Genomic DNA, 18,000 nt, shown 5'->3' with positions numbered 1-18,000 from the left:
GGCGAGCGACACGTCCATCTCACGATTCCGGCTTCCTTGTTCGGTTTTGCCGAACAACAATGGCGGCATGCTGAACCCGTGGCGCCTGCGGTTGCTGAGCAGGCTCGACACCCTGGGCACGGTCCGCGCGGTGGCGCAGGACGCCAACCTGAGCGCGTCCAGCGTGTCGCAGCAGCTCGCCGTGCTCGAAGCGGAAACCCGCACCCAGCTGCTGGAACGCACCGGCCGCCGGGTCCGGCTCACCCCGGCGGGCCTGATGCTGGCCCGCCGCGCGCGGGTGATCCTCGACCACATGGACACGGTCGAGGCGGAGCTGCGCAGCCTCGGCGAGGAGCCGGTCGGCCTGGTCCGGCTCGGCGCGTTCCAGAGCGCGATCCACACCCTGGCCGTCCCGGCGGTGACGCGGCTGGCGCACCCGCACCTGGAGGTGCAGCTGCTGGAGCTGGAGCCGCACGAGAGCATCCCGGCCCTGCGCGGCGGCGACGCCGACGTCATCATCACCACGACCGACTTCGTCGAGCTCCCGCTGGGCCCCGACCTCGACATCGTCCCGCTCGCGACGGACCCGATCGTGCTGGTGACGCCGCCGGAGGCACCCCGCGGCCCGGCGGTGCTGTCGGCCTACGCGGACGCGCCGTGGGCGCTGGACATGCCGCAGTCGTACATGGCGAACCTGACGCTGCGCCTGTGCCGCGAGTCGGGCTTCGAGCCGCGGGTGGTGTGCCGCTTCAGCAACTACCTGATGACGCTGCAGCACGTCGAGGCCGGCTTGTCGATCGCCCTGCTGCCGGGCCTGGCGGTGGACCGCCGCTACCGCGTGGCAACCCGCGAACTGGCGACCCCGGTGACCCGCACGATCGCGGCGGTGGTCCGGCGGGGAACGCCGTTGCGCGCCGGGGTGAACGTCGTCCTCGACGCCCTGCGGCAGCCGCCGGACCTGCCGGAGTGGGTCACACTTCGGTCTTCTCCTTGACCGGCAGCTCCGGGCTCGCGCCCCACGCCAGCTCGGTGACCACGCGCGCCGCGGCCGGGACGGCGGCTCGGACCGCCGCGGACAGCCCGATGCCGCCGTCCACACGCGCCGGTTCGCAGGTCAGGACCAGCACCCGGCCCGCGTCGCCGCCCAGGAGGCGGAGGAGGCGGATGACCGCGTCGCCGTGGAGGTCGTGGGTGTCCGCCGCCGACGTCAGGGACAACGTGCCCGGTGTGACGCCGTGCGGGGTGGCGTCCAGGAGGATCGTCGTGTCGTAGCCACCCATCAGGTCGTACGCGAGGTGGACCGTCGCGATGTCGTAGTCCGCTATCTGCACCCACGGTGGCAGGCCGGCCCGGTCGAGCTCCCGGATCACTTCGACGCCGAAGCCGTCATCGCTCAGGAAGATGTTGCCGATGCCCGCGACCAGGACTCGTGGCCTCATCCGTCCAGGCTAGAACTGTGAATTGGCTCACACAATAGTCAGTGACATTCGGGGCTTCGCCCCGGCCGGGGGCTCCGCCACCCGGACCCCCGCAAGCGGTCAGAACTGGTGCTCGCGTTCCGCCTCCGCCCGGGCGAGCCACAGCTCCGCCTCGTGGGCCGCCCCACGCGCCCGCAGCATGCGGGCCAGGCTGAGCATGCCCTGGACGTCGCCGACCTCGGCGGCGCGGCGAAACCACTGCTCGGCCGCCGCCAGGTCCTCGCGGTGCTCGGCGAGGTGGCCGAGGTTGGTGAGCGCGGGGACGCTGCCGTGCTCGGCGGCCTTGCGGTACCAGGCGGCGGCTTCGCCCTCGTCGCCGCGGTTGCGGGCCAGCACGCCGAGGTTGGTCATCGCGGCCGGGTCGCCCTGCTCGGCGGCGTCGAGGTACCAGCGCTCCGCTTCTTCGAGGTCGCCGCGGCGGTGCAGCAGCAGTCCGAGCCGGACGATCGCCTCGCCGTGGCCGCCGGCCGCGCCCTCGCGGTACCACGACTCCGCGTCGGACGGCCGGCCCAGCCGTTCGGCCTGCCTGCCGAGCTGGCAGGTGGCCGCGAGGTCGCCCGCCCGCACGGCGGACCGCCACCAGCGGGCCGCCTCGGCGGCCTGGCCGCGGTCGCGCAGCACGATGCCGAGGTCGATCATCGCGCCGGTGAAGCCCGCTTCGGCGGCTTGGCGCAGCCACGACTCGGCCTCTTCGCTCTTGCCGTCCTCGCGCAGCAGCCGGCCCACCGCGGCCATCGACGGCAGGTCGCCGGCGCGGGCCGCCTCGCCGTACCAGCGCCGGGCGTCGTCGCGCTTGCCGCGCCGCTCGCAGGACCTGGCCAGGTACTGCATCCCGTGCGGCTCGCCGGCCAGTGCCGCCTCGTGGTACCAGCGCTCGGCCTCCTCGTGCGCGCCGCGTTCGGCGAGGAGGTGGGCCAGCGCCGTCATCGAAACGCGGTCGCCGCCCAGCGCGGCCTTGCGGTACCACGACTCGGCCTCGGCCGGCTCGCCGCGTTCGCGCATCGCCGAACCCATCCGGGCCATGGCGACGACGTTGCCGCCCTCGGCGGCTTTGCGCTGGAAGAACTCGTCGACTTTCTTGAGCCGGCCGGGCATCGGCTGCTCCCTCCGGATGGGTCCTGCTCCGGTAGTCGCAGAAGATCGGCTCCGTGTGACAGCTCCGCCGTGGGTGGGCGACGTCACATTCGCGCCAGGTCGTCGTGTCGGCGCGGTTGTCCCGCGTCGGCAGAGGTGAGACTACGCCGCGCGACGGCGCGGGTGAGAGGAGAAAATCGTGGCGGCCCGAAGCTTTCGGCTGAGCGTGACGCAGCGAATCCTGCTGGTAGTCGCGATCCTCGCGGTCGCCCTCTTCGGGTACTGGGCGACGAGCAGAGGCGCGGGCGCGGCCCCGCCCACCTCGGGTGCGCCGGTCCCGGTCGGCGCGGCCGACGCGCAGAAGCAGCTCGGCGAGCTGACCATCGCCGACCGGACGTCCATGGACGGCTACTCGCGCGAGAAGTTCCCGCACTGGGACAGCCAGGGGTCCGGTTGCGACACCCGCGAAGTCGTCCTCAAGCGCGACGGCAAGGACGTCAAGACCGACAAGGACTGCAAGGCCACGTCCGGGACGTGGACCAGCGTCTACGACGGCGAGACGTGGACCAAGGCGACCGACCTCGACATCGACCACATGGTCCCGCTCGGCCAGGCGTGGGCGAGCGGCGCGAAGTCGTGGACGACCGAGAAGCGCGAGCAGTTCGCCAACGACCTCACCCGGCCGCAGCTGTTCGCCGTCACCGACAACGTCAACCAGCAGAAGAGCGACAAGGCGCCCGACCAGTGGAAGCCGCCGCTGGTGTCCTTCTGGTGCACCTACGCGACGGACTGGATCGTCGTGAAGCACTACTACGGGCTGACGATCACGCAGGCCGAGAAAACCGCCTTGACGGACATGTTGCGCCGCTGCTGAGCTGGCCCGCGTGACGACTTTCGCGCTGATCCACGGGGGCGGCGGCAGCGGCTGGGACTTCCACCTGCTCGTCCCGGAGCTCGAGGCACGCGGGCACGACGCGGTCGCCCCGGACCTGCCGATCACGGACTCCGCGGCCGGGCTGGCGGAGTTCACCGAGACGGTGCTGGCGGCGCTGGGCGACCGTACGGACGTCGCCGTCGTCGGCCACTCGTACGGCGGGTTCACCGCGCCGCTGGTCGCGGCGAAGGTCCGGGCGCGGCTGCTGGTGTACCTGGCCGGGATGGTCCCGGCGCCGGGGGAGCAGCCGGGGCAGTGGTGGGGCAACACGGGTTTCGAGTCGCCGCAGGGGCTGACCGAGACCGAGCAGTTCTTCAACGGCGTCCCGGCGGCGCTCGCCGAGGCGTGCCAGGCGCACGGGCGCGAGCAGGTCAGCAAGGAGTGGGACGAGCCGTGGCCGCTGCCGGCCCACCCGGACGTCCCCACCCGGGTCCTCCTGGCCCGCGACGACCGGTTCTTCGTCCCGGACTTCCAGCGCCGGGTGGCACGCGAGCGCCTCGGCGTCGAGCCCGACGAGATCGACGGGCCGCACTGCGTGCCGCTCAGCCACCCGGCCCAGGTGGCCGACCGGCTGGTCGGCTACCTGTAGCCCGGGTTCACCAGCGGTCGAGGTGCAGGACCTCCTCGAGGGGCTGCCGCGCCGCCGGCTTGAACGTGTCGCCCGTGTAGAACGCCGTCGGGATCAACGCCGCCTGGTGCACGTTCTTCGGCAGGCCCAGCACCTCCGCCGCCTCCTGCTCGTACTTCAGGTGCAGCGTCGTCCACGCCGTGCCCAGCGTCACCGACCGGGCCGCCAGCATGTAGTTCCACACCGCCGGCAGCAACGACGCCCACAGCCCCGCCTGGTTGCCGGCCGGGAGTTCCGAGGACGCCGTCTCCAGGCAGGGGACCACCAGGACCGGGACGTCACCCATCCGGTCGGCCAGGTAGGCGACGCTGTCGCCGACCCGCCGCTGGACCGCGGCCCGCGCCGGGTCGTCCGCGAACAGCTTGCCCGCCGCGTTCGGGGACGCCAGGTACTCGTGGCACGCCCGGCGGTAGATCTCGCCGAGCGCCGCCCGCTGGGCCGCGTCGGTGACGACCAGCCACTGCCACCGCTGCGTGTTCGACCCGCTCGGCGCCTGGAGCGCCACCTGCACGCAGTGCTTGACCAGGTCGAGTGGCACCGGGCGCTCGAGGTCGAGGCGCTTGCGGACGGTCCTGGTCGTGGTCAGCAGCTCTTCGGGCGTCATCATCGGCCCATCATGCCGGGCTCACCAGCGGTCGTGCACCAGCGGCCGGATGAGCTCGTCGTAGGTTTCGCGGACGGCCGCCAGCGCCTCGGCGGACAACGGCGGAAGCGCCGCCGCCGCCGTGTTCGCCGAAGCCTGCTCCGCGTTGCGGGCGCCCGGGATCACCGTGCTGACGCCCGGCTGGTCGATGATCCAGCGCAGCGCGAACTGGGCGAGGGTCTGCCCGGACGGCACGAGCCCGCGCAGCCGCTCGACGGCTTCCAGGCCGACCTCGTACGGCACGCCGGAGAACGTCTCGCCGACGTCGAAGGCGTCGCCGTGGCGGTTGTAGTTGCGGTGGTCGTTCTCCGCGAACGTCGTCTGCGCGGTGTAGCGGCCGGACAGCAGGCCGGACGCCAGCGGCACCCGCGCGATGATCCCGGCGCCCGCCTCCGCCGCCGCGGGCAGCACGCGCTCCAGCGGCTTGAGCCGCAGGCAGTTGAGGATGATCTGGACGGAAGCCACGTGCGGCCGCGCCAGGGCCGTCAGCGCCTCTTCGCAGGTCTCGACGCTCACGCCGTACGCCTTGATGCGGCCTTCCTCGACCATCGCGTCGAGCGCGTCGAACACCGCGTCGGAGGAGTACACCGGGGTCGGCGGGCAGTGCAGCTGGACCAGGTCGAGCGTGTCGACGCCGAGGTTGCGGCGGGACCGGTCGTTCCACTCGCGGAAGTTCGCGGCGACGTAGTTCTCCGGCACCTGCTCGACCCGGCGGCCCATCTTGGTCGCCACGAAGACGTCCCCGCGCTCGGCGAGGAACCGGCCGACCAGCCGCTCGCTGCGGCCGTCGCCGTAGACGTCCGCGGTGTCGAAGAAGGTGACACCGTTGTCGGCTGCCGCGTGCAGCACGGCCAGCGCGTCGTTCTCGTCGACCTCGCCCCAGTCCGCCCCGAGCTGCCAGCAGCCGAGCCCGACGACGGACACCTCACGACCCAGACGGGCGATCTTCCGGTTCTCCATGTCGAGATCCAAGCACACGGCCGGCGCCTATGATCGGCGGTCATGGCCATGACTTCGGGTCCGGAGGGCCTGGGGACCCGGATGCGGCACGTCCTCGAGGTCCTCGACGGCGACATCGCGCGGTTCCTCGCCGACATCGGCCTCGACGACTACCGGCCGCGGTACTCGCCGGTGGTGCGGGCGCTGCTGGCGCGCGGCCCGCTCGCCATCCGCGACCTCGCGGAAGAGATGCGCGTGACGCACTCGGCGGCCAGCCAGACCGTCGCGCAGATGAACCGGGCGGGCTTCGTGACCCTGGAGCCGGGTGCCGACGCCCGGCAGCGGATCGTGTCGCTCACCGAAAAGACACGCGGCCTGCTGCCGCTGATCGAGGCGGAGTGGACGGCGACGACCGAAGCGACGGAAGCGCTGGAAGCCGAGCTGCCGTACTCGCTGCGCGCCCTGCTCGACGCGATCATGGAGGCGCTGGAGCGCAAGCCGTTCCGGCAGCGGATCGGGGAGACCGGCGCCGCCAGGGAGCTGAGCTGATCAGGCGTCCGGCAGCCGGAAGACCGCCCAGACGTACTTGCCGCCGGGGCAGCGTTCGAAGCCCCAGTCCAGCGACAGCGCCTGGACCAGGACCAGCCCGCGGCTGCGCGCCTCGGCCGGGGACGGCGCCCGCAGCTCGGGCAGCATCCGGCCGGTGTCGTGCACCCGCAGCGTCAGCTGCCCGCAGTCGAACTCCAGTTCCAGCCGCTGGGGCCGCTCGCCGTGCTCGAAGGCGTTGGTGACCAGCTCCGACGTCGCCAGCAGGACGTCGTCGAACTGCCCCTCCCGGACGCCGAACCGCAGCAGCGCCGCCCGGACCTCGTGCCGGGCCAGTGCCGGAGCCGTGACGTCCGCCGGGAGGAGCACCCGCAGCGGGGCGGCGGCCGCGGCCGGACGCTGCGGCATTCTCGACGTCGTCATCCGGTCCCCCTCCCAGTGAGTTCGGTCCCGCCCGCCAAGTACCCAAGCGGGTGTGCGGCTAATCAGGTGCCTTCGGCCAGCTCGGATTCGTCCAGCCCGGACCGCAGTTTCTTCAGCGTCGCGGCCAGCAGCCGCGACACCTGCATCTGGGACACCCCGACCCGGCGGGCGATGTCCGACTGGCTCATCCCCGAGCCGAACCGCAGCGCGACGATCTTGCGCTCCCGCTCCGGCAGGCTCTCCAGCATCGGGCGCAGCGCCTCGCGCAGCTCGGCCTGGCCCAGCTCGGCGTCCGGCGCCCCGAAGCGGGTGTGCGCCGCGTTCTCCAGCAAGTGGTCCAGCGAGGCACCATAGCGGCCTTGGCCGGCGCGGAGTCCTTCGTAGACGTCCTCGACGGGCACCCCGAGCCGCGCGGCGATCTCACTCGGCTTCGGGGCGCGCGAGAGCTGCACGGTGAGTTCCTCGCGCGCGGCGGAGATGTTCGCGTTCAGCTCCTTGAGCCGCCGCGGCACCCGTACCGACCAGCTGTTGTCCCGGAAGTGGTGCCGCAGCTCCCCGGAGATGGTGGGCACGGCGAAGGCCAGGAAGTCCGTGCCCTGCTCGGGGTCGAACCGGTCGACGGCGTGGATCAGCCCGACCGTGGCGATCTGGATCAGGTCCTCCATCGCCTCGTCGCGGTTGCGGAACTTCCGGGCCAGGTTCCGCGCCAGCTCCAGGTGCGCGCGCACGAGGGTGTCGCGGATGCGTTCCCGCTCCGGCGAGTCCGCCGGCTGGGCGGCGAGTTGCACGAACAGCGCGCCGACGTCGAGGTCGTCCCCGCTGCTCCCGGCGGGATCGGTCACGAGTCCGCCGCCTGGCTCTCCCGGACGAGGTCCACCCGGGACAGGTAGCGGCCGTTCTCCGGGGTGATGGTGCGCTCGGCCGTCGTCGCGAGGGCGGTCAGCAGCTGCCACGACAGGCCGGCGTCGTCCTCGTGGTCGGCGCTGTCGGCCAGCACCGACACGGAGACCTCGATGCGCGGCCCGCTCCAGGAGAAGACGCACGTCAGCCGGCCGTCCGCGCTCGCGGGCAGCAGCAGCGAGCACGCTTCGTCCACCGCCATCCGGAGGTCCTCGACGGCGTCGAGGTCGAAGTCCTGGCGCATCGCGATGTCGGCCACGATGGTCCGCAGCGTGGGCACGACGTGCGGGATCGCGGCCGTCCGCACCTCGATGACCTGCGCGCCTTCCGGGACGAGCGGGGCGTTGTCCTCCACGTTTGTTCCTTTCTCCGCACTCGCGCTGCCGGGGATCGGCGGTGTCTGCCACGCCCGGTCAGCGAGATGCCCGTGGTGTGAGCAAACCAAACCCGGGTTTGATCCGCTCCACCGGCGGGCATGTAGCTCCTCGACACGGGAGATCCGGGGAAAGGCAGGGACGACATGGCTGACGTGAGCCGGCTGCCCAACGTGGTTGCTGAAGAGTGGGAATGGCAGCTGCGCGGTTCGTGCCGGGGTGCGGACAGCAGCCTTTTCTTCCACACGGACAACGAGCGGGGTTCGGCGCGGGAGCGGCGCGAGTCGCGGGCCAAGGCCATCTGCCAGACCTGCCCGGTGCTGGCCCAGTGCCGCAAGCACGCGATGACCGTGCAGGAGCCCTACGGCATCTGGGGCGGCCTCGGCGAGATCGAGCGGCGGCAGCTCTTCCTGCGCCAGCGCAGGGCGGCGCGGAAGGCGATGAGTGCGCACTGAACAGCGCGCTGAGCAGGCAGGATTTGATCGCTGGTGAGCAGTACACGCGAAAGGGCGGCGGCCGTGGCGGGCGCGGTCGCTTCCTGGGTTAGGGTTGGCCCCGGAGTTGCCTTGACCGTGCCCGGCGCGAGCTTTGGGAAGGCACGGTGACACGGTTGCCGCTTGAGACAGCAGGCGCGTACCCGGCGCAGGAGCAGCGCCTGACGAGGAGAAACTGCATGCCCGCAGCCGACCAGAACGCCACCCCGCCCGGGTTCGGCATCACGCTGGACACCGACGGGACGGAACCCCGGGTGGTGGTCACCGGCGAGCTCGATCTGCTGACCAGCCCGCAGCTGCAAGAAGCCCTGGCGGGGCTGATCGCGGACAAGCGCGCGCAGCGGGTCGTGGCCGATCTGACCGGGGTGACCTTCTTCGATTCCTCCGCGCTGAACGTGGTGCTCCGCGCACAACGCCAGGCCGGCGAGCAGGACGTCGAACTCGCGGTCGTCCCGAGCCCCGCGGTGAGCCGGGTGATCGAGCTCACCGGCGTGGCCGAACACCTGAGCGTGTCGGAGGACCCCACAGCCTGACCGCCCGCTACGGTTCCGCGGACTGATTTTCCCGCGCGGACCTGGGGGCGGCACGATGATGGGGCGGACGCATGCCCTGACCGGCTGGTGCGCGGGCTTGGCCATCGCGCCCGCGGTGGGGGCGGGTTCGGTGCACCAGGCGGTCGTCTTCGCGGCGACCACGGCGGGGTTCGCCCTGCTGCCGGACCTCGACCACCCCGGCGCGAGCGCGTCCCGGCTGCTGGGCTGGCTGACGGGCGCGTTGTCCTGGGTGCTGCGGCGCGTCTCGGCGGGGTTCTACGCCCTGACGAAGGGGCCACGCGACGAGAAGGTTTCGGGCAAGCACCGCCACCTGTCCCACACGGTCCTGTTCGCGGCCGGCCTCGGCCTGCTGACGTCGTGGGGCACCGCCCAAGGCGGCCCGTGGGCGGTGGTGGGCGTGGTCGTCTTCGGGCTGATGCTGGCGGAAGGCGCACTGGGCGACTGGCTGCTGCCGGTGAGCGGCGCGGCCGTGGCCTGGTGGTTCTTCACCGCGCCACCCGATCGAGCGGGTGAACTGACGGCCATCTCGGGCTGGCTCGGCATCGCGGTCGCGGTCGGCTGCGTAACCCACTGCCTGGGCGACGCCCTGACCGAGTCCGGCTGCCCGTTCCTCTTCCCGCTCCCGATCGCGGGCGAGACGTGGTACGAGATCCGCCCGCCGAAGGTGCTGCGCTTCCGCACCGGCAAGAAGGTCGAGAAGCGGCTGATCTTCCCGGTGTTCGCGCTGCTCGGGGTGCTGCTGGTGCCGGGGGTGTGGGAGTACACGGTGAGCACGTTCGAGCGGCTGTTCATCCCGCCGTCGAGCCAGCAGGCGACCACGCCCTGAGCCGGTCCGCGGCCGCGGCGGTGGCTATCGGCCCTGGCCTGCAAAACGGCGGCTCCGCAAATCGGAATTCTCCTGGAACACTGGGCGTTGAATCGGAACGGCGGGCCCGCTTAGGACGATACGGAGCGTGCGTTCCGGTTGTCAACGAGGAGAACGTGATGGAGAAGATGCGCGCCGACGCGCGGCGCAACCGGGCCAAGGTGCTGGCCGCCGCCGAGGAGGCGTTCGCGCTGGACGGCCTGGCCGTGCCGCTCGATGACATCGCGCGGCTCGCCGGCGTCGGGGCCGGGACCGTCTACCGGCACTTCCCCAGCAAGGAGGCGCTCTTCCAGGCCGTCGTGCTCGAACGCATCCAGCAGTTCGCCGAGGAGGCCCGCGCACTCGCCGCCGCCGAGGATCCCGGTGCGGTCTTTTTCGACTACTTCGTCCGCGTCATCAGGCAGGCGTCGCTCAACCGGGCGATTTGCGACGCCCTCGCCGAGTCGAGCGGCCACGCTTTCAAGGCCGGCGCGGGCGCGGAGTTCCGGGCCGCGCTGGCCGAGCTGCTCGCCCGCGCCCAGGCCGAGGGCGCCGTCCGCGCGGACATCGACGGCGACGACCTGCGGGCGCTCATCGCCGGCTGCCTCGCCGTCGAGCGGTACGCGCCGGGGAGCGGGCACCTGATCCGCGTGGTCATCGACGGCCTGCGGGCGTCAAGTCCCGCAGCTTCCGCAGCGGCGACCACACCATGATCGCCGCCGAGGCCAGCACGCCGGCTGCCGCGATGTGGAGCGTCGCCCGCATCCCGAGGGCGCTCGCCAGCGCGCCACCGAGCAGGCTGCCGAGCGGGACGGCGCCGAAGATGAACGTGTGGGTGATCGAGTTGACCCGGCCCAGCAGCTCGGCCGGCGCGGCGGCCTGCTGAAAGCTCATGCCGAACACGTTGAGCACGATGACGCCGTAGGCCGTGCAGAACCCGGCGACGACGTAGCAGGTGAGCGCCCAGCCGGGGCCGGTGAACGGGTAGAGCTGGTAAGCGAGGCCGTACAGCACCGCCGCGCCCACCAGTGCCCGCGCCCCGCCGACCCGCGCGCCGACCCACCGTGCGGTGAGCCCGCCGGCGAGGGCGCCGGTCAGCGTCACCGTGCCGAGCAGTCCGATCGCCCACGGCGAGAGGCCGACATCACGGGCGAGGAACACGACGACGATGGCCAGGTGCACGGACTGGAAGAAGCTCGACACGGCACCGTGCAGGCTGATGGCCAGCAGGATCCGGTCGTCGCGGACCGCGCGGAGGCCGTCGCCGATTTCCCGGAGCAGCCGGCGGGGCCGGGGTTCGGGGCGCACGTCGGGCGTTTCGATCCGGCGCAGCCACAGCGCGGACCAGAGGTAGCTGACGGCGTCGGCGGCCAGCGCCGCGACGGTGCCGAACGCCTGCACGACCAGCCCGGCCAGGCCGGGCCCCGCGACCGCGGCCATCGACAGGTTGGTCTGGAGCCGGGAGTTCGCGTCCGGCAGCTGCTCGCGCGTGACCAGCCGGGGGACGTAGGTCTGGTGCGCGATGTCGAAGAACACGCCCAGCAGCCCGGTCCCGAGTACGACGACCAGCAGGTGCGTCAGCTCGAGCGCGCCGAACAGCGCGGCGACCGGGATCGACGCGATCAGCGCCGCGCGGCCGAGGTCGGCGGCGATCAGCACCGGGCGGTGGCGCATCCGGTCGCACCAGGCGCCGACCTGCAGGCCGAGCACCAGGTACGGCAGGCTTTCCGCCGCCCGCAGGAGGGACACCTCGAAGACCGACGCGCCGAGTGCGGTGACCGCGAGCAGCGGCACGGCCAGCACGTCGACCCGGCTGCCGAGCTGGCTCACCAGATCGGCGAGCCACAGCCGGCGGAAGTCGCGGTTCGCCAGTGCCCCCATGTCTTCAATCTGGCACGCTCAACAAAGTTGAGTCAACAAGACTCAAGTGGCACGGTCCGTAACACGACGTAAGATCAACGCGAGTCAGTCCTCGAACCCGCGCCGCGCGTGGGGAGGGGGTGCCCGGATGAATGGTCGTCCTACCTGGGGTTCCGCCGCGGTCACCGGGCTGGCGGGATTCGCCTCCGGGCTGCTCGTGGCCGCGCTGCTCATCGCCGGGCGCAGCACTCCGCGCACCGTCGACACCGTCACGCCGCCGACCAGGACCGTGGCCGCGGTGCCCGTTACCGTCACCTCGTCCGTGCCGCCGTCCACCGTCACGTCCGTCGAGACGTCGCCGCCGACGACCACCACCAGCTTCGTCGAGGTCACCGTCCAGCCGACGACGTCGGTCACGCCCACTTCGGAGACCCCCTCGTTGCCGTTCACCAGCGGATGGCGCGACTGACCGGTGCAACCCCGCGGCCGCCGGCTCCGTCTGGACGGCATGCGGTACGTAGTGGGATTCGCGATGCTCGCCGCCGTGACGACCGGGTGCGCCGGGGCTGGGGCCGGGCCGGAGCGGGCTTGCACGGCGATCGGCATGCCGGTCGGCATCAGCCTGTCGATCCCGTCGCCGAACGGCGTCTCGAAAGCGACGCTCGAAGCCTGCTGGCGCGGCCAGTGCGTGACGCGCGACGTCGGCCTCTATCCCGAGACGTCGGCGGGCGCGACGACCTGCACCGGCACCGGCCCGGACGCCTCGTGCGGGACGTCGATGCGGCCGACCGGCGGCCTGCAGGGCTTCGCAGACGTCCCGGGCCTACCCGCCGAACCGGTCAAGGTCACCGTCCGGTTCGACGACGGGAAACCGCACACCATCGAGGTGACGCCGGCCTTCGGCGAGCCGAACGGGCCCGGGTGCGGGACGGGCGGCCCGCAGGCGCAGCTCGTGGCCGGTCCCGACCACGAGCTGCGGGTGCGTTAGCCGACGTCCCGGCGCCGCCAGCCGGCCAGGCCGGCGACCAGGGCCACGGCGGTGACCGCCACCAGCCAGACCAGCGGTGTCGCGGTGAACTCCTGGCCCGGGATCTTCGGCGGGTGCTGGAACGGCGAGACGTCCAGCACCGCCTGCGGCAGGTCGACGACCGGGCCGAACAGGCTCAGCAGGAGTGCCAGCGCGCCGACCGCCCACGCCGCCGCGGAAAAGCCCGGCAGCAGCCCGAAGATCGTCACCGCCAGTGCGACCACCACCCAGGCCGCGGGCAGCTGGACGAGCATCCCGGCGAGGGTGTCGGCGAGCGAGCCGCCGACGTCGCCGGTGCGCAGCCCGTTGGCCAGGCCCATGAACACCCCACCGGACAGCAGCAGCGCCGCCGTGCCGAAGAAGGCGAACACCAGGTGGCCGCCCGCCCAGCGCAGCCGGCCGACGCTGGTCGCCAGCACCGGCTCGAGCCGGACCGCGGTCTCCTCGCCGCGCATCCGCAGCACCGCCTGGACGCCGTACAGCGACGCCACCATCGCGAACATCCCGGCCATCGCGGCGAGGAACGCCTGCGTCAGCGCGTGGCTGCCGCCCAGCCGTTCCATGATCTGCTGCGCCTGCGGGCTCGAGCCGACGAGGTCGCCGATGCCGCTGGCGATCGAGCCGAACACCGCGCCGACCACGGCCGTGCCGATCGTCCAGCCGAGCAGGGGCCCGCGGTGCAGCCGCCAGGCGAGCGCGAGCGGCGACCGCAGGCTCGGCGCGGCCGTCGCCGGGCCCGGGCGCGGGGGCAGGATGCCGACGCCGACGTCGCGACGGGGCAGCAGCCAGTAGCCGATTCCCCCGACGACCAGCGCGAACGCCACCGGCAGCAGGAGCACCCACCAGCGTTCGCCGGCGAACGCCCTGACCTGCTGCACCCAGCCGATCGGTGACAGCCACGACAGCCAGCGAGCGTCCACAGTGGAGTCCCCGGCCCCGCGGAGCAGGAAGGCGGCGCCGACCACGGCGGTGCCGATGCCGTTGGCCGTCCGGGAGTACTCGGCGAGCTGGACGGCGACCGCCGCGACCGCGGTGAACACCAGCCCGGCCAGCGCTTCCGCCGCGCCGAAGGCGAGCGAGCCCGCCGTGGGCAGGCCGGCGCCGATCAGCGTGACCGCCTGGATCAGCCCGATCAGCACGCTCGCGCCGCCGGCCACCAGCAGCGACGCCGTCAGCGCCGCGTATCGGCCGACCACGGCGGACGCGAGCAGTTCCGCGCGTCCGGTGTCCTCTTCGGCGCGGGTGTGCCGGGTGACGGTGAAGACGGCCATCAGCCCGGTGAGCAGCGCCAGGAACCCGCACATGCGCCAGGCGATGAACCCGCCGGCCGTGGTCAGGTCGAACGGCGGCCCGTAGAGCAGCGCGTACGACGGGTTGGCGTTCGCGCCCGCCTGCAGGGCGAGCCGGTCGGCGAGGGTCGGGTAGAACTGCGTGAACGTGTTGACCGTGCTCGCCGGGACGATGCTGAGCAGCACGATCCAGATCGGCAGCACGACGCGGTCGCGGCGCAGCGCGAGCCGGGTCAGGTGCCCGGTGCCGGCCAGCTCGTGGGCGGGCGCCACCGCGGCTTCGGCGCGGGAGAGCGTCGCGGTCATTTCGCGCTCGCCTCGGTCGTGTAGTGGCGCAGGAACAGCTCCTCCAGCGTCGGCGGCTGGCTGACCAGGCTGCGGACGCCGACCTCGGTGAGCTGCCGCAGGGCTTCGTCGAGCGAGCGCGTCTCGACGTCGAAGCGGACGCGGTTGCCGTCGACCTTGAGGTCGTGGACGTTCGCCAGCTTCGTGAGGCCGTTCGGCGGCCCGGCGAGCTCGGCGGTGATCGACGTCCGGGTCAGGTGGCGCAGCTCGGCCAGCGTGCCGGACTCGACCGCGCGGCCGTTGCGGATGATGCTGACCTTGTCGCACAGCGCCTCGACCTCGGCGAGGATGTGGCTGGAGAGCAGCACGGTCCGGCCCTGCTCGCGCTCCTCCTGGATGGCGTACTGGAACGTCGCCTCCATCAGCGGGTCGAGGCCGGACGTCGGCTCGTCGAGGATCAGCAGGTCGACGCGCGACGCGAGCGCGGCGACGATGGCGACCTTCTGCCGGTTGCCCTTCGAGTACGTCCGCCCCTTCTTCTTCGGGTCGAGGTCGAACCGCTCGATCAGGTCGTTGCGGCGCTTCTCGTCGAGCCCGCCGCGCAGGCGGCCGAGCAGGTCGATGACCTCGCCGCCGGAGAGGTTGGGCCAGAGGTTGACGTCGCCGGGCACGTAGGCCAGGCGGCGGTGCAGGCTCGCGGCGTCCTTCCAGGGGTCGCCGCCGAGCAGCCGGACGTCCCCCGAGTCAGCGTGGAGCAGGCCGAGCAGCACCCGGACGGTGGTCGACTTCCCCGCGCCGTTCGGACCGAGGAAGCCGTGCACCTCCCCAGCGGGTACCTGCAGGTCGAGGCCGTCGAGGGCCTTCGTCCGGCCGAACGACTTGTGCAGGTCGATGACCGAAATGGCGTTTTCCATGCTTCGGAAGCTACGCTCGCTTCATGAAGTTGTGAAGTTAAGAAAATGTCTAGATTGAGTGATCTTGGGGGACGGGTACGAAAGGATGGGCCGATGACGACGCCTGACACGAAACGAGATGAAGACGCCGTCCGCCGGTACGTCGAGAGCCTCGGGCTCGTGCTTTCGCAGATCGGCATGCAGCGCATGCCCGCGCGGGTGTTCGCCGCGCTGATGACCACCGACGAGGGCAGGCTGACCGCCGCCGACCTGGCCGCCCAGCTGTCGGTCAGCCCGGCCGCCGTCTCGGGCGCGGTGCGCTATCTCGAGCAGGTCGGCCTGGTTGCCAAGGAGCGCGAGCCCGGCGAGCGCCGCGACCACTACCGCCTCTACGACGACCTCTGGTACGCCACGTTCCTCAAGCGCGACCGCATGATCATCATGTGGCGCGACGCGGCCGGGAACGGCATCGAGGCGCTCGGCGAGGATTCCCCCGCCGGGAAGCGGCTGGCCGAGATGCGGGACTTCCTGTCGTTCATGCTCGAGGAGCTCAACGGCATGTACGAGCGCTGGCACAAGCTCCGCGAGGAGAAGAACGCCTAGAGGCCGGCGAGCAGGACGTCCGCGAGCCGCTCGGCGCGGTCGGCCGGCTCGGTCTCCTCGAACGTCGCCAGGAAGGCCTGCTGGAAGCACGCGCCGAGGAGCAGGGCGGCGGCCGCTTCGACGTCGGTGCCCGCCTTGACGCGACCCAGTCGCCGCTCGGCGCGCAGGTACGCCGCGACGCCGTCCAGCAGCAGGCGGGGGCCGTGCTCGCCCAGCCGCTCCCGGTGGGACCGCAGCAGCTCCCGCGAAGAGAAGACCGAGACCGCGATCGGGAACCCTTCGACGTAGAAGGCCAGGCTGAGCCGGGCGACGCGGACCAGGTTGTCCCGCAGCGGCGCCCGGCCGGGGTCGGCGGTCAGCTCCGCCAGGGTGGCGCCGAGCGCGGGCAACTCCTCGCCCATGACGCTGAGGAACAGGTCGGTCTTGTCGCGGAAGTGCTTGTAGAGCATCGCCTCCGAGTAGCCCGCGGTCTGCGCGATGACCTTCGTCGTCGCGTGGGCGTAGCCCTGCTCGCGCATCACCTTCGCCGCCGCGGCGACGATCTCTTCGCGGCTTCCCATGGCGGCTCCCTGAGTGCGTTCTCAGTCGGGTTAGTGAACACTCACCTTACTGGTAAGTGTTCACTAACCGAGGAGGAGACATGCGGATCACCGTTCTGGGCGCCACCGGCGGCGTCGGCGGCGAGGTCGTCAAGCAGGCCATGGACCGCGGCTGGGACGTCACGGCCGTCGTGCGCGACCCGGCCAAGCTGCGGCTGCCGGCGCGGGTCGTGGTCGCCGGGCTGCGGGAACACGACAAGCTGGCGGCCGCCATCGAAGGGCGCGACGCGGTGATCTCCGCGCTGGGTGCCCGCGACCGCAAGCCGACGACGGTCTGCGCCGACGGCGCCCGGGCGGCGCTCGCGGCCGGCGCCAAGCGCCTGCTGGTCGTCAGCGCCAGCGGGCTGGACACCGACGGCGACGGCTTCTTCACCCGCACGCTCGTGAAACCGCTGCTCGACGCGGTCCTCAAGCACGGCTACCGGGACATGCGCGCGATGGAGGACCTCGTCATGGCCAGCGCCGTCGACTGGACCGTCGTCCGCCCGCCGATGCTCCTCAACGGCCCGCGGACCGGGGCGGTGCGGAGCAGGCTCGACGGCAATGTCCGCGGCAGCTACACGATCCGGCGTGCCGACGTCGCCGCGTACCTGCTCGACGCCGTGGCGGACCCCACGCTGATCAGGCGGAAGGTTTCGATCGCACACGGCTAATCCGCCTTCCTCCCCGCCGCCGCCCTCAACGGAGGCGCTTCGCGCCGCTGTTCTAATTCCGGCATGGTGCTCCTCGCTCAGGCTGTCTACGTCAAGCGCAAGACCCCGCGGCTCCCCGGCGCGGCGGGACCCACCGAAGGACTCGTCCCCGGCGCGGGCGAACCCTTCCGGCTTGCCGTGCTCGGCGAGTCCACGGTGGACGGCGTCGGCGCGGCGAGCCACGAGGAAGCGCTCGCCGGCTGCCTCGCCCGCGAGCTGGCCCGCGACGGCCGGGCGGTGCGCTGGCAGGCGGTCGGCCGGACCGGCGCCAACGCCCGCGTCGCCCGTGCCGAGCTGGTCCCCTTTGTCCGGCCGGCCGACCTGGTCGTGGTCGCCCTCGGCGTCAACGACACCATCGAGCTGCGGACGGCCGCCGGCTACCGCCGTGACCTGCTGAACCTGGTGCTCGACCTGCGCCGTCGGCTGGGCCCGGTCGACGTCCTCCTGGCCGGCGTGCCGCCGATGTCCCGCTTCCCCGCTCTGCCGCGCCCGCTGCGCGACGTCCTTTCGGCCCGCTCGACCGCCCTCGACAAGGCGGCCGCCACCCTCGGCCGCCTGCCCGGTGTCCGGCACCTCCCGATGGACCCCGCCCTGCTCGACCCCGGCGCCTTCGCGAGCGACCGGTTCCACCCGGGGCCCGCCGGCTACGCCCGGTGGGCCGGGACGCTGGCACGCGCTGTGATCAGTTAGCCGCGCTGGGTGGATCTCAAAAAAATTCGCGGATTCGTGTATCTGGCGGTGTCCTCACTGCGTCCTGTGGAGCAGCCAAGCACGGAGGAACACGACAGGGGGTGTCGCGTTCGGAGTGAACGCGGTGGCCGGGAGCCGAGGGGGCTTCCGGACACCGTCGGCCGGGTGCCCTTCGGGGGAGGGGACATCCGGCGAGGGCCCGTTGGGGAGCGGGTCCTTGAGGGAGGGGAGTACCGGTCGGTGCGTGCCACG

24 protein-coding genes are annotated in these 18,000 nt (G+C 72.3%); 12 read left to right on the top strand and 12 right to left on the bottom strand.

Features of this window, described 5'->3' with window-relative positions:
* The first annotated feature begins 67 nt into the window (after positions 1-67).
* On the top strand, positions 68-973 hold the full coding sequence (locus I4Q55_RS00310; RefSeq protein ID WP_206783974.1) for a LysR family transcriptional regulator: 906 nt from the start codon (positions 68-70) through the stop codon (positions 971-973).
* Here I4Q55_RS00310 and I4Q55_RS00305 read toward each other — a convergent pair.
* Together I4Q55_RS00305 and I4Q55_RS00300 are read right to left on the bottom strand one after the other, a co-directional pair.
* Positions 951-1,418: a hydrogenase maturation protease gene (locus tag I4Q55_RS00305; RefSeq protein ID WP_206783973.1), complete on the bottom strand. Its 468-nt coding sequence runs from the start codon at positions 1,416-1,418 to the stop codon at positions 951-953. The two genes, I4Q55_RS00310 and I4Q55_RS00305, sit on opposite strands and share 23 nt — an antisense overlap.
* Positions 1,419-1,517: 99 nt before the next feature.
* Positions 1,518-2,552, bottom strand: a complete 1,035-nt coding sequence (locus I4Q55_RS00300) for a tetratricopeptide repeat protein (RefSeq protein WP_206783972.1) — start codon at positions 2,550-2,552, stop codon at positions 1,518-1,520.
* 178 nt (positions 2,553-2,730) lie between these two features.
* On the opposite strand from I4Q55_RS00300, the gene I4Q55_RS00295 reads away from it, so the two are divergent.
* On the top strand, positions 2,731-3,405 hold the full coding sequence (locus I4Q55_RS00295; protein WP_206783971.1) for an HNH endonuclease family protein: 675 nt from the start codon (positions 2,731-2,733) through the stop codon (positions 3,403-3,405).
* Positions 3,406-3,415: 10 nt separating this feature from the next.
* On the top strand, positions 3,416-4,054 hold the full coding sequence (locus I4Q55_RS00290) for an alpha/beta fold hydrolase (protein WP_206783970.1): 639 nt from the start codon (positions 3,416-3,418) through the stop codon (positions 4,052-4,054).
* A gap of 7 nt (positions 4,055-4,061) precedes the next feature.
* Here I4Q55_RS00290 and I4Q55_RS00285 read toward each other — a convergent pair whose 3' ends face one another.
* Both I4Q55_RS00285 and I4Q55_RS00280 read right to left on the bottom strand, forming a co-directional pair.
* Positions 4,062-4,700 carry a nitroreductase family protein gene (locus tag I4Q55_RS00285; RefSeq protein WP_206783969.1) on the bottom strand — a complete coding sequence of 213 codons (639 nt, stop codon included), beginning with the start codon at positions 4,698-4,700 and terminating at the stop codon, positions 4,062-4,064.
* A gap of 18 nt (positions 4,701-4,718) precedes the next feature.
* Positions 4,719-5,696, bottom strand: coding sequence for an aldo/keto reductase (locus I4Q55_RS00280; RefSeq protein ID WP_206783968.1), 978 nt, complete (start codon positions 5,694-5,696; stop codon positions 4,719-4,721).
* Between the two features lie 48 nt (positions 5,697-5,744).
* Between I4Q55_RS00280 and I4Q55_RS00275 the strand changes: the two genes are divergently transcribed.
* Positions 5,745-6,224, top strand: coding sequence for a MarR family winged helix-turn-helix transcriptional regulator (locus I4Q55_RS00275; protein ID WP_374194439.1), 480 nt, complete (start codon positions 5,745-5,747; stop codon positions 6,222-6,224).
* Here I4Q55_RS00275 and I4Q55_RS00270 read toward each other — a convergent pair whose 3' ends face one another.
* The 3 genes from I4Q55_RS00270 to I4Q55_RS00260 form a co-directional block, all read right to left on the bottom strand.
* Positions 6,225-6,644 (bottom strand): ATP-binding protein, encoded by a 420-nt coding sequence (locus tag I4Q55_RS00270; protein ID WP_206783966.1) that lies wholly within the window; start codon positions 6,642-6,644, stop codon positions 6,225-6,227.
* A 62-nt stretch (positions 6,645-6,706) separates the two neighbouring features.
* The gene (locus I4Q55_RS00265; protein WP_206783965.1) at positions 6,707-7,486 is read right to left on the bottom strand and encodes a SigB/SigF/SigG family RNA polymerase sigma factor; all 780 of its coding nucleotides are present in this window, start codon (positions 7,484-7,486) and stop codon (positions 6,707-6,709) included.
* Positions 7,483-7,899 (bottom strand): anti-sigma factor, encoded by a 417-nt coding sequence (locus tag I4Q55_RS00260; protein ID WP_191312550.1) that lies wholly within the window; start codon positions 7,897-7,899, stop codon positions 7,483-7,485. Before I4Q55_RS00260 ends, I4Q55_RS00265 begins: the two co-directional genes overlap by 4 nt.
* 165 nt (positions 7,900-8,064) lie before the next feature.
* Here I4Q55_RS00260 and I4Q55_RS00255 point away from each other — a divergent pair, with 165 nt between their 5' ends.
* The 4 genes from I4Q55_RS00255 (at position 8,065) to I4Q55_RS00240 (ending at position 10,523) form a co-directional block, all read left to right on the top strand.
* Positions 8,065-8,373 (top strand): WhiB family transcriptional regulator, encoded by a 309-nt coding sequence (locus I4Q55_RS00255; RefSeq protein ID WP_072475046.1) that lies wholly within the window; start codon positions 8,065-8,067, stop codon positions 8,371-8,373.
* 218 nt (positions 8,374-8,591) lie between these two features.
* Entirely contained in the window at positions 8,592-8,945 is a 354-nt protein-coding gene (locus I4Q55_RS00250; RefSeq protein ID WP_206783964.1) for an STAS domain-containing protein, read from the top strand.
* Between the two features lie 58 nt (positions 8,946-9,003).
* Positions 9,004-9,792, top strand: coding sequence for a metal-dependent hydrolase (locus I4Q55_RS00245; protein ID WP_206783963.1), 789 nt, complete (start codon positions 9,004-9,006; stop codon positions 9,790-9,792).
* A gap of 158 nt (positions 9,793-9,950) precedes the next feature.
* A complete protein-coding gene (locus tag I4Q55_RS00240) occupies positions 9,951-10,523 on the top strand; it encodes a TetR/AcrR family transcriptional regulator (protein ID WP_206783962.1) in 573 nt (190 codons plus the stop codon).
* On the opposite strand, the gene I4Q55_RS00235 is transcribed toward I4Q55_RS00240, so the two are convergent.
* Both I4Q55_RS00235 and I4Q55_RS00230 read right to left on the bottom strand, forming a co-directional pair.
* A complete protein-coding gene (locus I4Q55_RS00235) occupies positions 10,465-11,691 on the bottom strand; it encodes an MFS transporter (RefSeq protein ID WP_206783961.1) in 1,227 nt (408 codons plus the stop codon). The genes I4Q55_RS00240 and I4Q55_RS00235 overlap by 59 nt on opposite strands.
* Before the next feature lie 84 nt (positions 11,692-11,775).
* Positions 11,776-12,120 carry a hypothetical protein gene (locus I4Q55_RS00230; protein ID WP_307793086.1) on the bottom strand — a complete coding sequence of 115 codons (345 nt, stop codon included), beginning with the start codon at positions 12,118-12,120 and terminating at the stop codon, positions 11,776-11,778.
* A gap of 58 nt (positions 12,121-12,178) precedes the next feature.
* Between I4Q55_RS00230 and I4Q55_RS00225 the strand changes: the two genes are divergently transcribed.
* The gene (locus I4Q55_RS00225) at positions 12,179-12,658 is read left to right on the top strand and encodes a hypothetical protein (protein WP_206783960.1); all 480 of its coding nucleotides are present in this window, start codon (positions 12,179-12,181) and stop codon (positions 12,656-12,658) included.
* Here I4Q55_RS00225 and I4Q55_RS00220 read toward each other — a convergent pair.
* Positions 12,655-14,292, bottom strand: coding sequence for an ABC transporter permease (locus tag I4Q55_RS00220; protein ID WP_206783959.1), 1,638 nt, complete (start codon positions 14,290-14,292; stop codon positions 12,655-12,657). The two genes, I4Q55_RS00225 and I4Q55_RS00220, sit on opposite strands and share 4 nt — an antisense overlap.
* Positions 14,289-15,185 (bottom strand): ABC transporter ATP-binding protein, encoded by an 897-nt coding sequence (locus I4Q55_RS00215; RefSeq protein ID WP_206783958.1) that lies wholly within the window; start codon positions 15,183-15,185, stop codon positions 14,289-14,291. Before I4Q55_RS00215 ends, I4Q55_RS00220 begins: the two co-directional genes overlap by 4 nt.
* Before the next feature lie 93 nt (positions 15,186-15,278).
* Here I4Q55_RS00215 and I4Q55_RS00210 point away from each other — a divergent pair, with 93 nt between their 5' ends.
* Positions 15,279-15,767: a GbsR/MarR family transcriptional regulator gene (locus I4Q55_RS00210; protein ID WP_206783957.1), complete on the top strand. Its 489-nt coding sequence runs from the start codon at positions 15,279-15,281 to the stop codon at positions 15,765-15,767.
* On the opposite strand, the gene I4Q55_RS00205 is transcribed toward I4Q55_RS00210, so the two are convergent.
* Complete coding sequence (locus I4Q55_RS00205; RefSeq protein WP_206783956.1) at positions 15,764-16,327, bottom strand: TetR/AcrR family transcriptional regulator; 564 nt, start codon at positions 16,325-16,327, stop codon at positions 15,764-15,766. The genes I4Q55_RS00210 and I4Q55_RS00205 overlap by 4 nt on opposite strands.
* 80 nt (positions 16,328-16,407) lie before the next feature.
* On the opposite strand from I4Q55_RS00205, the gene I4Q55_RS00200 reads away from it, so the two are divergent.
* Together I4Q55_RS00200 and I4Q55_RS00195 are read left to right on the top strand one after the other, a co-directional pair.
* Positions 16,408-17,019, top strand: a complete 612-nt coding sequence (locus tag I4Q55_RS00200) for an NAD(P)-dependent oxidoreductase (RefSeq protein WP_206783955.1) — start codon at positions 16,408-16,410, stop codon at positions 17,017-17,019.
* 63 nt (positions 17,020-17,082) lie between these two features.
* On the top strand, positions 17,083-17,748 hold the full coding sequence (locus tag I4Q55_RS00195; protein WP_206783954.1) for an SGNH/GDSL hydrolase family protein: 666 nt from the start codon (positions 17,083-17,085) through the stop codon (positions 17,746-17,748).
* Positions 17,749-18,000: the final 252 nt, after the last annotated feature.

This window comes from Amycolatopsis sp. MtRt-6 (assembly GCF_017308975.1).
Taxonomy (GTDB): domain Bacteria; phylum Actinomycetota; class Actinomycetes; order Mycobacteriales; family Pseudonocardiaceae; genus Amycolatopsis.
The sequence above is the reverse complement of the archived record's forward strand: the minus strand, read 5'-3'. Positions and strand labels throughout refer to the sequence as shown.

Bases quoted from the DNA above. Each gene is read 5' to 3' on its own strand.
- I4Q55_RS00285 (WP_206783969.1), bottom strand. From the start codon at position 4,700: ATGATGACGCCCGAAGAGCTGCTGACCACGACCAGGACCGTCCGCAAG.
- I4Q55_RS00215 (WP_206783958.1), bottom strand. From the start codon at position 15,185: ATGGAAAACGCCATTTCGGTCATCGACCTGCACAAGTCGTTCGGCCGG.
- I4Q55_RS00310 (WP_206783974.1), top strand. From the start codon at position 68: ATGCTGAACCCGTGGCGCCTGCGGTTGCTGAGCAGGCTCGACACCCTG.
- I4Q55_RS00235 (WP_206783961.1), bottom strand. From the start codon at position 11,691: ATGGGGGCACTGGCGAACCGCGACTTCCGCCGGCTGTGGCTCGCCGAT.
- I4Q55_RS00280 (WP_206783968.1), bottom strand. From the start codon at position 5,696: ATGGAGAACCGGAAGATCGCCCGTCTGGGTCGTGAGGTGTCCGTCGTC.
- I4Q55_RS00305 (WP_206783973.1), bottom strand. From the start codon at position 1,418: ATGAGGCCACGAGTCCTGGTCGCGGGCATCGGCAACATCTTCCTGAGC.
- I4Q55_RS00220 (WP_206783959.1), bottom strand. From the start codon at position 14,292: ATGACCGCGACGCTCTCCCGCGCCGAAGCCGCGGTGGCGCCCGCCCAC.
- I4Q55_RS00200 (WP_206783955.1), top strand. From the start codon at position 16,408: ATGCGGATCACCGTTCTGGGCGCCACCGGCGGCGTCGGCGGCGAGGTC.
- I4Q55_RS00255 (WP_072475046.1), top strand. From the start codon at position 8,065: ATGGCTGACGTGAGCCGGCTGCCCAACGTGGTTGCTGAAGAGTGGGAA.
- I4Q55_RS00210 (WP_206783957.1), top strand. From the start codon at position 15,279: ATGACGACGCCTGACACGAAACGAGATGAAGACGCCGTCCGCCGGTAC.
- I4Q55_RS00270 (WP_206783966.1), bottom strand. From the start codon at position 6,644: ATGACGACGTCGAGAATGCCGCAGCGTCCGGCCGCGGCCGCCGCCCCG.
- I4Q55_RS00205 (WP_206783956.1), bottom strand. From the start codon at position 16,327: ATGGGAAGCCGCGAAGAGATCGTCGCCGCGGCGGCGAAGGTGATGCGC.
- I4Q55_RS00240 (WP_206783962.1), top strand. From the start codon at position 9,951: ATGGAGAAGATGCGCGCCGACGCGCGGCGCAACCGGGCCAAGGTGCTG.
- I4Q55_RS00195 (WP_206783954.1), top strand. From the start codon at position 17,083: ATGGTGCTCCTCGCTCAGGCTGTCTACGTCAAGCGCAAGACCCCGCGG.
- I4Q55_RS00250 (WP_206783964.1), top strand. From the start codon at position 8,592: ATGCCCGCAGCCGACCAGAACGCCACCCCGCCCGGGTTCGGCATCACG.
- I4Q55_RS00300 (WP_206783972.1), bottom strand. From the start codon at position 2,552: ATGCCCGGCCGGCTCAAGAAAGTCGACGAGTTCTTCCAGCGCAAAGCC.
- I4Q55_RS00225 (WP_206783960.1), top strand. From the start codon at position 12,179: ATGCGGTACGTAGTGGGATTCGCGATGCTCGCCGCCGTGACGACCGGG.
- I4Q55_RS00245 (WP_206783963.1), top strand. From the start codon at position 9,004: ATGGGGCGGACGCATGCCCTGACCGGCTGGTGCGCGGGCTTGGCCATC.
- I4Q55_RS00275 (WP_374194439.1), top strand. From the start codon at position 5,745: ATGACTTCGGGTCCGGAGGGCCTGGGGACCCGGATGCGGCACGTCCTC.